The organism is Anaeromyxobacter sp. SG64, from assembly GCF_022690745.1.
Lineage (GTDB): Bacteria > Myxococcota > Myxococcia > Myxococcales > Anaeromyxobacteraceae > Anaeromyxobacter > Anaeromyxobacter soli.
This window is the reverse complement of record NZ_JALCZB010000017.1, coordinates 26,210-40,055: the sequence shown is the minus strand read 5'-3', so window position 1 is coordinate 40,055 and position 13,846 is coordinate 26,210. Positions and strand designations below refer to the sequence as shown.

The window sequence follows — 13,846 nt, the reverse complement described above, 5'->3', positions numbered from 1 at the left end:
GCTCCTAGCGGAGGTTCCCGATGATGGAAGACCGGGTCTCGTGCTGCATGCGGAAGATCGAGGACACGAGGTTGAACATCTCCTTCTGCTTCTCCTGGAGCTGCTGGAGCTTCATGAGCTCGAGCTGCTGCTCGCTCTGGGAGAGCGCGCTCTCGCCGTCCGCCGTGCTCGACGACCCCGACGCGGTTGAGCCTCCGCTCGACGACTTCATCTCGGCGTCGAGGGCCTTCGCGAGGTCGACGGCGCCGCTCGCGAGGTCGGGCCCGATCTTCATGAGCACCGGCGCGAGCGCGGGGAACCCGAGGGCGGTGGCGCCCGCCGCGAGCACCGGCCCGCCGAGCTTCTTCAGCGCGGCCTGGAAGGTCTTGTCCTTCAGGATGTCGACGAGCTGGCCCGCGCCGGGGACGATCTTCTTCACCACCGACGCGAGCGCGCCGAAGATCCCGCCCTTCTTCTTCTTCGTCCCGGAGGTCCCGCCCGTGGACCCGGACTTGCTCGCGGAGGACGACCTGCCCGCGAGGACGTCCATGTGCTGCTTCATCTCCTCCTCGTACCGGGCGTTGAGCTGCGCGAGGAGGCGCATCAGCTTCTCCTCGAGCGAGAGCCTGGGGTCGTCGAGGAAGGCGAACGGGTCGCCGGCCGTCGTCTTCGAGGACGACGACCTCGACGACGCGGTGGAGCTGGACGTCTTCTTCGCGTAGCCCGCGCTCGAGGAGCGCGAGGCGGTGGAGCGCCGCGCGGCGGAGCTCCTCGTGCGCTTCGCCTTCGTGGTCCGGGCGGCCTGGGGGACCAGGGTCTCGATCGCGAGCTCGGCGAGGCCGCGCACGGCGGCGCCGGCCGCGGCGTGCAGCGAGGAGGACCGCGCCTCCTCCAGCGGTGGGGTCAAGACGGGCGCGGCGGACGGGGCGGAGCCGGAGCTGGCGGCGGAGATCATGTGTGAGATCCTTTCCTGGGGCCGGCGAGGTCAGGAGCGCGCCGGCGTCGCCCCCCACAGCGCGGCGCGTGCCACCCCGCTGCGCCGTGGTTCCGCGCACTTCCACGCACCTCGCGGGTCCGCGCCGCGTTCCCCTCGGCCGCGCTCCGGCCTTTACGGCACGCCCGGTCGGCGCCTAGATTCCGCGCGATGCGCTACCTCGGCCTGGACCTGGGCCGCGCCCGGATCGGCCTCGCCCTCGCCGACGACGTGCTCCGCACTGCGCGGCCGCTCTCCGTCGTCCAGCACCGATCGCGCGAGGCCGACCTCTCCGCCATCCTCGCCGCCATGCGGGAGTGGGAGGTCGAGGCCGCGGTCGTCGGGCTCCCGCTCAACATGGACGGGACCGAAGGACCGGAGGCCCGCCACGCGCGGGCGTTCGCCGCGGAGCTCGGGCGCGCGGCCGGCGTGCCGGTCGAGCTCTTCGACGAGCGGCTCTCCTCGTTCGAGGCCGAGTCGAGGCTGCGCGACCAGGGGTTCTCGTCGCGGGACGTCCGCGCGCGCGTCGACGCCGAGGCGGCGGCGATCATCCTGCAGGGCTGGCTCGATCGGAGGCAGGCTTGAAGCGGTTCGTCCTCGCCGTCGTCCTCGTCGCGCTCGTCGCCGCCGCCGCGATGGCGGCCCTCGCCTGGCGCGACGTGACCGTCTTCCGCGAGACGCCGTACGGCGGCCCCGACGAGAAGGTCGTCGTGGTGCCCCCCGGCTCGAGCGCGCGCGCCGTGATCCGCGCGCTGGCGCAGGCGGGCGTGCTCTCCGACGAGCGGGTGGCGTGGCGCTATTTTCGGTTCGTGAAGCGGGACCGGCGCACCTTCCGCGCCGGCGAGTACGCGTTCGCGGGGCCGCTCCGGCCCGACGAGGTCATCGAGCGCGTCTTCCGAGGCGAGGTGAAGCTGTACCGGTTCACCGTGCCCGAGGGGCTCCGCGCCGAGGAGATCGCGGCGATCGTGGCCCGCAGCGGGCTGGCGAGCGAGGCCGAGTTCCTCGCCGTGGCACGCGACCCGGCGGTCGCGCGGGCGCTGGGCGTGCCGTACGCCAGCCTGGAAGGGTTCCTCTTCCCCGATACGTACAGCTTCGCGAGGGGGTCCTCGGCGCGCGCCATCGCCGAGGCGATGGTCGCTCGCTTCGACGACGAGTACCGGAAGGCGGACGCGCTCCGGGCCCCCGGGATCGCGCTCGACGAGGGGCGCGTCGCGACGCTCGCCTCCATCGTCGAGAAGGAGACCGGACGCGTGGACGAGCGGCCGCGGATCGCGTGCGTGTTCCTGAACCGGCTGCGCATCGGGATGCCGCTCCAGACGGACCCCACCGTGATGTACGCGACGATGCTCCGGACGGGGCGATGGTCGAAGAACATCACCCGCGCGGACCTCCTCACGCCCCATCCGTACAACACGTACACGACCGCGGGCCTGCCCCCCGGGCCGATCGCCAGCGCGGGAGCCGCAGCGCTCCGCGCGGTCCTCGCGCCCGCGCAGTGCAAGGATCTCTACTTCGTCTCGCGCAACGACGGCTCGCACGTCTTCTGCCCCGACCTCGCCTGCCACAACGCGGCCGTGCAGCGCTGGCAGGTGGAGTTCTTCAAGCGCGGCGCGCGCTGAGCGCGCGCGGCCGCTCCCCACCCGGGAGTCCTCGGCGCGCGCGGGGCCCTGCGTCTCTGCAGCGCGCCTCGCCGGACCTTATGCTCCCTTGAGCCGCCGCAACTCGGGCGGCGCAAGCTCGAGGGCACGCATGCGAGACGTCCGAGAAGTGACGCAGACGGGCTGGGTGTCGCGGATCGCCGCGCTCCAGGATCGCGAGGGGTACTCGGAGCAGCACTGGGAGGGCTCCTTCGAGGAGTACCTCGCCATCGTGCGGCAGAACCCGAAGGTCACGCGGACCGCGTTCCAGCGCGTCTACGACATGATCCTGTCGCACGGGAAGACCGAGTACATCGACAACAAGAAGAAGCTCATCCGCTACGACTTCTTCACCGACCCCATGTTCGGCGGGAAGGACGCGATCTACGGGCTCGACATCCCGCTCATGAAGCTCGTGAACGTCTTCAAGAGCGCGGCGCAGATGTACGGGACGGAGAAGCGCGTCATCCTCCTGCACGGCCCGGTCGGCTCGTCCAAGTCGACCATCGCGCGCCTGCTCAAGAAGGGGCTCGAGGCGTACTCCAGGAGCCCGGAGGGCGCGGTCTACACCTACGCGTGGGACGTCGAGCGCACCAACCTCGACGGGGTGAAGCGCCGCGAGCTCATGCCCTGCCCGATGCACGAGGAGCCGCTGCACCTCGTGCCCCACGAGTGGCGCGCGAAGGTCTACGCGGAGCTCTCCCCGCCGGAGGCCGGCTTCACCATCCCGGACACGGGCGACCTCTGCCCGGCCTGCCGCTTCGTCTTCAAGGAGCTGATGACGGAGTACAAGGGCGACTGGGAGAAGGTGATGACGCACGTGCGCGTGCGGCGGCTCATCCTCTCCGAGAAGGATCGCGTCGGCGTCGGCACGTTCCAGCCGAAGGACGAGAAGAACCAGGACTCGACCGAGCTCACCGGCGACATCAACTACCGGAAGATCGCCGAGTACGGCTCCGACTCGGACCCGCGCGCGTTCAACTTCGACGGTGAGTTCAACATCGCGAACCGCGGCATCATCGAGTTCGTCGAGATCCTGAAGCTCGACGTGGCGTTCCTCTACGACCTCCTCGGCGCCACGCAGGAGCACAAGATCAAGCCGAAGAAGTTCCCCCAGACCGACATCGACGAGGTCATCGTCGGCCACACGAACGAGCCCGAGTACAAGAAGCTCCAGTCGAACGAGTTCATGGAGGCGCTGCGGGATCGCACCGTCAAGATCGACATCCCGTACATCTCGCGCCTCGACGAGGAGGTGAAGATCTACGAGCGCGACTACAACAGCCACAAGATCCGGGGCAAGCACATCGCCCCGCACACGCTCGAGATGGCCGCGATGTGGGGCGTGCTCACCCGGCTGGAAGAGCCGAAGAAGCACAACCTCACCCTCGTCCAGAAGCTGAAGCTCTACAACGGCAAGTCGCTGCCGAACTTCACCGAGGACAACATCAAGGAGCTCCGCAAGGAGGCGCAGCGCGAGGGCATGGAGGGCATCAGCCCGCGCTACGTGCAGGACAAGATCTCGAACGCGCTCGTCTCCGACAAGGGCGACGGCTGCGTGAACCCGTTCATGGTGCTGAACGAGCTCGAGTCCGGCCTGCGGCAGCACTCGCTCATCTCCTCCGAGGAGCAGCGCAAGCGCTTCCGGGACCTCCTCACCGACGTGAAGCGCGAGTACGAGGACGTCGTGAAGAACGAGGTCCAGCGCGCGATCAGCGCCGACGAGGACGCGATCACGAAGCTGTGCGCGAACTACATCGACAACATCAAGGCGTACACGCAGCGCGAGAAGGTCCGCAACAAGTACACGGGCCAGTACGAGGAGCCCGACGAGCGGCTGATGCGCTCGATCGAGGAGAAGATCGACATCGCGGACAGCCGGAAGGACGACTTCCGCCGCGAGATCATGAACTACATCGGCGCGCTCGCGATCGAGGGGAAGACCTTCAACTACCGCACGAACGAGCGGCTCCACAAGGCGCTCGAGCTGAAGCTCTTCGAGGACCAGAAGGACTCGATCAAGCTGAAGAACCTGGTCGCCTCGGTGGTGGACCGCGACACGCAGGAGAAGATCGACGTCGTGAAGCAGCGCCTCATCAAGAACTACGGCTACTGCGAGGTCTGCTCCACCGACGTCCTCAACTACGTCGCCTCGATCTTCGCGCGCGGCGACGCGAAGGACTAGCCAGCAGCGGGGCCCGGAGCGCGGGCGAGGAGCGTGGTCGGCGCATGACACTCAAGATCAAGCAGGACCACGCCCGCTTCCGCGACATCATCCGCGGCCGCATCAAGCGGAACCTGAAGAAGTACGTCCAGAAGGGAGAGATGATCGGCAAGAAGGGGAAGGAGTTCATCACCATCCCCGTCCCGACCATCGACATCCCCCACTTCGTGTTCGGCGAGCGGTCGCAGGGCGGGGTGGGCCAGGGCGAGGGCGAGCCGGGCGATCCGCTCTCGCCCGGGGACGGGCAGCCCGGCTCCGGGCAGGCCGGCCAGGGCGAGGGGCAGCACATCCTCGAGGTGGACGTCTCGCTCGAGGAGCTCGCCGACATCCTCGGCGAGGAGCTCTCCCTCCCCCGCATCCAGCCGAAGGGCAAGGACCGGATCGTCGCGACGAAGCTCAAGTACACGGGCGTCGCGCCGGCCGGGCCCGAGTCGCTGCGCCACTTCAAGCGCACCTACAAGCAGGCGCTGCGGCGGCAGATCGCGAGCGGCTCGTACAACTGGCGGAAGCCGCTCATCGTCCCGGTGCGCGAGGACCGGCGCTACCGGAGCTGGAAGCAGGTGCCGCTCCCGGAGACGAACGCCGTCGTCATCTACATGATGGACGTGTCGGGATCGATGGGCGACGAGCAGAAGGAGATCGTCCGCATCGAGTCCTTCTGGATCGACACCTGGCTGCGCAAGCACTACAAGGGCCTCGAGACCCGCTACATCATCCACGACGCCGTCGCGCGCGAGGTCGACCGCGACACGTTCTTCCACACGCGCGAGTCGGGCGGGACGATGATCTCGTCCGCGTACAAGCTCGCGCTGGAGATGATCGAGAGCGAGTACTCGCCGGGGAGCTGGAACGTCTACCCCTTCCACTTCTCCGACGGAGACAACTGGAGCGCGGACGACACCCGGCTCTGCGTGGACCTGCTCCAGAACCGCATCCTGCCCGCCGTGAACCTGTTCGCGTACGGGCAGGTCGAGAGCCCGTACGGCTCCGGCCAGTTCATCAAGGACCTGAAGGACGCCATCGGCGCGCACGACAACGTGGCGCTCTCGGAGATCGCCGACAAGGACGGGATCTACGGCTCCATCAAGACGTTCCTCGGGACCGGGAACTAGGGGACGGCATGGATCGCAAGACGCAGCTCCCGGCGCACCTGCACGACATCCGCAAGCGCATCGAGGGCTACGCCCGCGAGTACGGGCTCGACTTCTTCGACACGATCTTCGAGGTCCTGAACTTCGACGAGATCAACATGGTCGCCGCCTACGGCGGCTTCCCGAACCGCTACCCGCACTGGCGGTTCGGGATGGACTACGAGCGGCTCGCGAAGGGCTACGAGTACGGCCTCTCCAAGATCTACGAGATGGTCATCAACAACGACCCCTCGTACGCGTACCTGCTCGAGTCCAACATGGACGTGGACCAGAAGCTCGTGATGGCCCACGTCTACGGCCACGTCGACTTCTTCAAGAACAACTTCATGTTCCGGCACACCAACCGGAAGATGATGGACCAGATGGCGAACCACGCGACGCGCGTCCGCCGCTACCAGGACAAGCTCGGGGTGGAGCTGGTCGAGGACTTCATCGATCGCTGCCTCTCGATCGAGAACCTCATCGACTACCAGTCACCCTACGTGAAGCGCCGTCCGGACCACCCGGAGGAGGAGGGCGAGCGGAAGGTCGCGAAGGGCTTCAAGTCCGAGCGCGAGTACATGCGGGAGTTCATCAACCCGCCGGAGTTCCTGAAGGCGCAGCAGAAGCTGCTCGACGAGGAGGCCGCCCGCAAGCGCAAGTTCCCCGAGCGCCCGGAGCGCGACGTGCTGCTCTTCCTCCTGGAGAACGCGCCCCTCGAGCGGTGGGAGCACGACGTCCTCTCCATCGTCCGCGAGGAGGCGTACTACTTCGCGCCGCAGGGCCAGACCAAGATCATGAACGAGGGCTGGGCCACCTACTGGCACTCCAAGATCATGACGGAGAAGGCCCTCGACGCGTCGGAGATCATCGACTACGCCGACCACCACTCCGGCACCCTGGCCACGCACCCGGGCCAGCTCAACCCCTACAAGCTCGGCGTGGAGCTCTGGCGCGACATCGAGGACCGCTGGAACAAGGGGCGCTTCGGCAAGGAGTACGACGACTGCGACTCCTTCGTGGAGCGCAAGCACTGGGACAAGCGGCTCGGCCTCGGCCGCGAGAAGATCTTCGAGGTCCGCAAGCACTACAACGACGTCACCTTCATCGACGAGTTCCTCACCCTCGAGTTCGTGCTCGATCAGCGCCTGTTCACCTACGGCTACAACGACAAGCACCAGCGCTGGGAGGTCATGGAGCGCGAGTTCAAGAAGGTGAAGGAGAAGCTCCTCCACATGCTGACCAACTTCGGCCAGCCGATGATCGCGGTGGAGGACGGCAACTTCGACAACCGCGGCGAGCTCCTCCTCGTGCACAAGCACGACGGGGTGGACCTGAAGCTCGACTACGCGCGCGACACCCTGAAGCACCTCCAGTCGCTCTGGCGCCGGCCCGTGAACCTCGTCTCCAAGATCGAGGGCCGCGGCACGCTCTTCCGCTTCGACGGCAAGGAGCACGGCGACCGGCGCGTGGAGCTCTGACCCCGGCCGGCGGCCGCTCCGACGCGGCGCGGCAGCGCTCCCCGCCCGGTAGCGGCCCGGCACCCGACGTACCCACTCCCACACGCCCAACACCGGGATTTCTGATCCGCCGGACCTGCTGCTACATTGCCGGCCGATGCAGAACCGCGCCGACGACCTGCCCCGCCGCCGCCGTCTCCCCGCCGTCCTCGCCGGGCTCGGCTTCCTCACCATTCTCGCCGTCGCCCTGGTGGGCGCCGCCGGCCGGCTCCGCGCGGTCCCGCCCGAAGCGAACCCCGCGATCATCCAGGCGGAACCGGCGCCGGGGCCGTCGGCCCAGGCCACGCCGGCGGTCGAGCCGGTGCGCTTCACGACGGTCGCGGTGCGGCTGCAGAAGAACCAGACCCTGAACCAGGCGCTGTTCTCGCTCCGCCTCGCGGCGGCGGAGGTGAACCAGGTGGTGGACGCGCTCCGCGGCCACTTCCCCTTCCGGAAGGCGCGGCCCGGCGACCAGCTCCGCATCGAGCGCACCGCGGACGGCGACCTGCACCGCTTCAGCTACCGGCAGGGCGCGGCGGATGAGTGGATCGTCGAGCGGGCCCCGGACGGCACGCTCGAGGGCGCGAAGCGCCCGGTCGAGCTCACGACCGAGGTCGCCCGCGTGGCGGTCACCATCGAGTCGTCGCTCTACGAGTCGCTCGCGCGCGCCGAGGAGGACCCCGGGCTCGCGGTGCTCGCCGCGGACGTGCTCGCCTGGGACGTCGACTTCTACCAGGACGTCCGGAACGGCGACCGGATGCGGATCCTCGTCGAGAAGGTGTACGCCGACGGGAAGCTCCTGCGGTACGGGGACGTCCTCGCGGCCGAGTACGACGGCGCCGCGACGGGCCGCAAGCGCCTCTTCCGCTACACCGACCCGACGGGCCAGACGAGCTACTTCGACGACGAGGGCAACAGCGCGCGGCGCGGCTTCCTCAAGTCACCGCTCAAGTACGCGCACGTCACCTCGACGTTCGGGATGCGCCGCCACCCGGTCCTCGGCTACACGCGGGCCCACGAGGGCGTCGACTACGGCGCGCCGGTCGGCACGCCCATCTGGGCGGTGGGCGACGGCTCTGTCCGGCAGGCGGGCTGGAACGGCGGCTGCGGCAAGAGCGTGATCCTGCACCACCGCAACGGGCTCGAGACCATCTACTGCCACATGTCGCAGGTCGCGGTGTCGGCGGGGAGGCAGGTCTCGCAGAAGCAGATCATCGGCTACGTCGGGTCGACCGGCCTCTCGACCGGGCCGCACCTCCACTACGCGGTCAAGCGCGGCGGGAGGTACATGAACCCGATGCAGATCCAGGTCCCGCGCGAAGCGCCCGTCCAGGCGGCGTGGCTGCCGGACTACCGCGAGAAGATCGCGCCGCTGCGGGCCCAGCTCGCGGGGCCGGTCGCGCTGAATTGAGTCGATCTCACGGGGACTGCGTCCCCTCCCCAGCGGCGAAGCCGCTGGGGACCCCACCCCTGCTCGGCGGGGCCCGTGAACGGTCGCGCCCGCTTCGCGGGTTCGCGACCGTTCCCCGCCGGGAGCGGCTTCGCCCCTCCCCGCGCGTTGCGCGGGGCCCCTCCCGCTGAGATGACTGGCGGGGGGCCCCTCACTCGCGCCGCGCGAGCACGCGCGCCAGCGCGCCGCGGAGCACGTCGAGGCGCACCGGCTTCTCGAGGCACGCCTCCGGCTCGATCTCCGTCGCCCGCCTGGCCTCGTCGGTGAACGCGCCCGCGGTCATGAACAGCACGCGGCCGTCCAGCTCGGGCGCGATCGCGAGGAGCTGGCGGTGCAGCTCGAGGCCGGTCATGTCCGGCATGACGAGGTCCGTGAGCACCGCGTCGAACCGCTCCCCCCGCTCGACGAGCCGGAGCGCCGTGCGGGCCGACGCCACGACCGTCACGTCGTGATCGGCCGCGAGCACGCGCCGGAGCGACGCCGCCACCAGCCGCTCGTCGTCCACCACCAGCACGCGGCTCCGCGCGACCGGGGGCGGCGCCGCGGCGCGGCCCGCCGTGACGGACGCCGACGGCGCCGTCTCGGCCGCCGGCAGGACCACCCGGAAGGTGGCGCCGCTGCCCGGGGTGCTCTTCACCTCGAGCTGCCCGCCCAGGCCCTGCACGATGCTGCGGCAGATGCTGAGGCCGAGGCCGGTGCCCTGCCCCGCCGGCTTCGTCGTGAAGAACGGCTCGAAGATCCGCGGGAGGACCGCGGGCGGGATCCCGGCGCCGGTGTCGGCCACCTCGACGGCGACGTTCCGGCCGGGCAGCTCCCGGGCGGAGATGCGGATGACGTGAGACTGCGCGTCTCCCTCCGGGATGGCCTGGGCCGCGTTGGCGAGCAGGTTCACGAACACCTGCGCGAGGCGCGCCGGGCTGCCCTGCACCGCGGGCACGCGGCGGACGTCCTTCTCGAGCCGCGCCCGGTGCCGGATCTCGTTCCAGGTCATGGCCACCGAGGAGCGGAGCACGGCCTCGAGGTCCGCCGGGCCGTCGTCGGCGCCGCTCGCGGCGCGCATGAACGTGCGGAGGTCCTGCAGGATGAGGCCCAGCCGCTCCACCCCCTCCACCGACTCCTGGAGCGCCTCGCGGATCTCCGCGCTCGGGCGGTCCGCGACGAGCGGGGGGACCGCGCCCGCGAGGTACTCGAGGTTCGCGGCGACGTACGCGAGCGGCGTGTTGAGCTCGTGCGCCACGCCCGCCGCGAGCGCGCCGACCGAGATGAGCCGGTCCGCGAGGGCGAGGCGGGTCTGGACCTCGCGTCGCGAGGTGACGTCGCGGAGCACCGCGAGCGCCACCCCGGGCTGGATGTCGGGCACCACGTCCCACTCGACGAGCCGGGTGTCGCTCGGCGTCGTGACGGTGGCCTCGCCCTGGCGCGGCGTGCGCGCCGCGAGGTCGAGCTCGGTGCGGGCGACCTCCGAGGGCCGGTGCCCCCGCAGCGCCTCGAATGTCGCGCCGAGGATCCGCTCCACCGCCGCGTTCGCGTCGACGAAGCGCCCCTCGCGGTCGACGATGGCGAGCCCGTCGCGCGCGTGGTCGAAGACGGCGCGGGCGAGCCGCTCGCGCACGCGGAGCGCCTCCTGCGCGGCGCGCGCGTCGATGGAGGTCGCCACCACGTTCGCGACCGTCTCGAGGAAGTGGATCTCGTCCGAGGCGAAGTGGCGCGGCGAGCGGCCGGCGACGAGGAGGACCCCGTGGGCGCGCTCCTTCCCGCGCACGGGGACGGCGAGCGCGGCGCCGGCGCCGGCGGCGGCGAGGAGCGAGTCCGCGAGGCGGCCGTCGCGGACCACGTCGGAGCTGTGGACCGGCGAGCCGCCCGCGCGCGCGAGGCCGGCGAGCGTCATCACGACCGGGACGGCGTGGCCGCGCGGGACCGAGACGCCGGCGGAGGCGCGGACGGCGAGGCCGCCTCCCTCCGGCTCGAGGTACGCGCCCGCCGAGAGCTGGAGGGCGCTCGGGGCGAGCGACGCGGCCGCGTCCAGGAGATCCTGCACGGACGGGAGCCCGAGCGCGAGCTGGCTCACGCGGGCGAGCGCCGCGGCGCGGCGGAGCTCGGCGTCGAGGCGCAGCGCGTCCTCGCCGCCCTCGGCCGCCGCGCGCCGGCCTTCCCGGTCGCGCCAGCAGGCGATGATGTAGACCGGGTTCTCGCGCGGCCAGGGGCGCGCCGAGAACTCGAGCCAGCGCAGCCGGCCGTCGGCGCAGCGGACCCTGACCTCGATCGGGATGGCGTCGTCGAGCGGCGTCGAGCGTGCGCTCGCGAGGCTCGCGAGGTCCTCCTCGCTCACGAACGACCAGGCGTTCTTCCCGATCACCTCGTCCGGCCGGTAGCCCGCGATCCGCTCGACGGCGTCATTCACGTAGAGGATGTCGCCTGCGGGCGTGAGCACGCCGAGCAGATCGTCCGAGAACGCCGCCACCGCCGCGTGGAGCCCCGTGTCGAGATCTCCGACCTGCCGCTGCAGGCCCTCGGGAGCGCCCTCGCCGGGCCGCAGGCCGCCGGCCCGCTCGAGCTCCGCGACGCGGTTGTAGAGGACCGCGAGCTCGCGAAGGAGCTCGGGGGTGGTAGACAGGGCCATCGCGCCTCCCCTGCGTGGCAATGAGGCTGCATCCTACGACGCGCAGCGTGCGATCGCCTGCCTCTCGTCCGGCGAAGCCGAGACGCGGCGCGTCGTGAGGCCCCCCGGCCCCGTCGACCGGAGAATCACCGCGAGCGCACGCCGCCGCACGCGAGGAGGTCCTCGCGTCGCGCGGCGGCGTGGGGCGGCCTTCAGCGGCGACGGCGCCGGGCGCGCTCGGCCGTGAGCGTCTTCCCGCTCCACTCCTTGCCGTGCAGCGCCGCCACCGCGCCTTCGAGCGCCTCGGGCGCGACCTCGACGTAGCTGTGCGTGCGGCGGACCTCGACGGACCGCGGCTCGACGCCGGGCGCGAAGGTGGACAGGGCCTCGCGCACGCGGCCCTCGTCGGCGCCGTCCTGCTCGCCGAGCGAGAGGAAGATCTTCGCGCGCGGCGGCCTCGCCGCGTCCTCGCTCCCCGCCCCCCCGGCGAGGCTCCCCTCCGCGCCACCCTCCGGCGCGGGGGCGTCACCCTCGACGGACGGCTCGCGCGGGCGGTCACCGCGTCCGCGCGAGGTGCGGCGGCTGCCCTCGCGGGGCGCGGGCGAGCCCGCGTCCACGGTCGTCGCGGCCACCTCGCGCGTCTTGCCGTCCGCCTCGCCAGCCGACGCGACCGCCTCGACCACCTCGCGGCGCTCGCGACGCGGCCGCTCCGAGCGGTCCGAACGCTCCGAGCGCCCGGACCGCTCCGACCGCTCGCCGCGATGTCCGCGGTCGCGCCCGCGGGCCTCGCGCGGCTCGGCCTTCTCGCGGGGCTCGGCCTTCTCGCGGCGCTCGTGCTCCTCGCGCTTGTGCTCCGCCTTCTCGCGATCCTGGGCCCGCTCCATGCGGTGGTGCGTGAAGAAGTACTTGAGCGCGAAGGCCGTGAGGTACTCGCCGTCCGGGCGGTTCTTGAGCTCCTGCGCGAGCGGGATGAACGCCTCGAAGATCGACGCGCTCATGTTGTCCTTCAGCTCCGCGACGTGGCGGTCCGTCCAGCGGCGCCGCGCCTCGTCGGGCGTGGGCAGCTTCTTCTCCTCGAAGGTGATCCCGTACTTCTTCTGGAGCACCGTGAGCGTGTGGATCTCGGCGCCCGACACGATCGAGAGGCTCGTGCCCTTCTTGCCGATGCGCCCGGTGCGGCCCACCCGGTGGAGGAACACCGCGGGATCCTCGGGCAGCGAGTAGTTGATGACGTGCGAGAGGTCCGAGATGTCGATGCCGCGCGCCGCGATGTCGGTCGCGACCATGAAGCGGACCTCGCCCCGCTTCACCTTCGCCATCACCCGCTCGCGCTCCTTCTGAGGCAGATCGCCGTTCAGGAGCTCCGCGTCGTAGCCGTTCCGGTTCAGGACGGCCGCCACGAGCGAGGTGTCGTTGCGCGTGTTGCAGAAGACGATCGCCGTCTCGGGCTCCTCCGTCTCGATCATGTAGAGGAGGTTGCGCGGCTTCGGGTACGCGTCCACCGCGGGGTACATCACGTTGTGGATGTTCTCGACCGAGTACTCGTCGCCCGAGAGGAGGATGGTCTCCGGCTCGGTGAGGTAGTCGTGGATGATCTGCTCGATGTCGGCCGGGACCGTCGCCGAGAAGAGCAGCTGCTGACAGTCCTGGGGGAGGTTGTCGAGGATGCGCGTCACCTCCTCGAAGAACCCCATGTTCAGCATCTCGTCCGCCTCGTCGAGGCAGCAGACCATCGCGTCGTCGAGCTTGAGCGTGCGGCGCCGGATGTGATCGTAGATGCGGCCCGGGGTCCCGACGACGATCTCGGCGCCGGCCTCGAGCTTCTGGAGCTGGTCGCCCATCGACGCGCCGCCGTACACCGCGACGACCGACAGGTCCCTGTGCTTCGCGAGCGCGGTGAACTCCTCGGCCACCTGGATGGCGAGCTCGCGCGTCGGGCACATCACGAGCGCGGAGGGCTTGCGCCGGCCCTCCGGCACGCGCTCGAGGATGGGGATCGCGAAGGCGGCGGTCTTGCCGGTGCCGGTCTTCGACCGGACGATCACGTCCTTGCCGTCGCGGACGGGCCGGTAGGTCGCGGCCTGCACCGGGGTCGGCCGCTCGTAGCCTCGCTCGGCGATCGCGCGGCGGACCGCCTCCGAGAGCCCGAGCTCGTCGAAGGAGGCCTGTGAGACGTAGTCAGAGGGCGCCAGCTCTGGCGCCCCGGCGGCGGGGTTCTCCATGCGTAGACTCCTGCTCGCGCCTCGACCGAGTCGGGCGCGGCTCGTGAGCGGCGCATGGCGGCATCTCGCTAGGGACCGCGTCGGCCTCGGTCCTGAGGGAGGACCGGAACCCGCGCCGTTCCGCGAAGACCCG

General features: G+C 70.8%; 9 protein-coding genes. 6 read left to right on the top strand and 3 right to left on the bottom strand.

What is annotated here, in order from left to right; translation table 11 throughout:
• Positions 1-4: 4 nt before the first annotated feature.
• Entirely contained in the window at positions 5-934 is a 930-nt protein-coding gene (locus MNZ29_RS07660; protein ID WP_242336549.1) for a hypothetical protein, read from the bottom strand.
• Positions 935-1,123: 189 nt separating this feature from the next.
• Here MNZ29_RS07660 and ruvX point away from each other — a divergent pair, with 189 nt between their 5' ends.
• The 6 genes from ruvX to MNZ29_RS07630 all read left to right on the top strand — a co-directional run bounded on the left by ruvX (position 1,124) and on the right by MNZ29_RS07630 (position 8,853).
• Complete coding sequence (gene ruvX / locus MNZ29_RS07655; RefSeq protein ID WP_242336552.1) at positions 1,124-1,537, top strand: Holliday junction resolvase RuvX; 414 nt, start codon at positions 1,124-1,126, stop codon at positions 1,535-1,537.
• Complete coding sequence (gene mltG / locus MNZ29_RS07650; RefSeq protein ID WP_242336555.1) at positions 1,534-2,571, top strand: endolytic transglycosylase MltG; 1,038 nt, start codon at positions 1,534-1,536, stop codon at positions 2,569-2,571. The genes ruvX and mltG overlap by 4 nt, the downstream gene beginning before the upstream one ends.
• A gap of 130 nt (positions 2,572-2,701) precedes the next feature.
• Positions 2,702-4,774 (top strand): PrkA family serine protein kinase, encoded by a 2,073-nt coding sequence (locus tag MNZ29_RS07645; RefSeq protein WP_242336558.1) that lies wholly within the window; start codon positions 2,702-2,704, stop codon positions 4,772-4,774.
• Positions 4,775-4,818: 44 nt separating this feature from the next.
• Positions 4,819-5,925, top strand: coding sequence for a DUF444 family protein (locus tag MNZ29_RS07640; protein ID WP_242336561.1), 1,107 nt, complete (start codon positions 4,819-4,821; stop codon positions 5,923-5,925).
• 8 nt (positions 5,926-5,933) lie between these two features.
• Positions 5,934-7,424 (top strand): SpoVR family protein, encoded by a 1,491-nt coding sequence (locus MNZ29_RS07635; protein WP_242336564.1) that lies wholly within the window; start codon positions 5,934-5,936, stop codon positions 7,422-7,424.
• Between the two features lie 136 nt (positions 7,425-7,560).
• Entirely contained in the window at positions 7,561-8,853 is a 1,293-nt protein-coding gene (locus MNZ29_RS07630; RefSeq protein WP_242336567.1) for a M23 family metallopeptidase, read from the top strand.
• Between the two features lie 190 nt (positions 8,854-9,043).
• Here the strand turns inward: MNZ29_RS07630 and MNZ29_RS07625 are convergent, their stop codons facing one another.
• Both MNZ29_RS07625 and MNZ29_RS07620 read right to left on the bottom strand, forming a co-directional pair.
• Positions 9,044-11,512 (bottom strand): PAS domain S-box protein, encoded by a 2,469-nt coding sequence (locus MNZ29_RS07625; RefSeq protein WP_242336570.1) that lies wholly within the window; start codon positions 11,510-11,512, stop codon positions 9,044-9,046.
• Positions 11,513-11,703: 191 nt separating this feature from the next.
• On the bottom strand, positions 11,704-13,713 hold the full coding sequence (locus tag MNZ29_RS07620; RefSeq protein ID WP_242354565.1) for a DEAD/DEAH box helicase: 2,010 nt from the start codon (positions 13,711-13,713) through the stop codon (positions 11,704-11,706).
• Between the last annotated feature and the right edge of the window lie 133 nt (positions 13,714-13,846).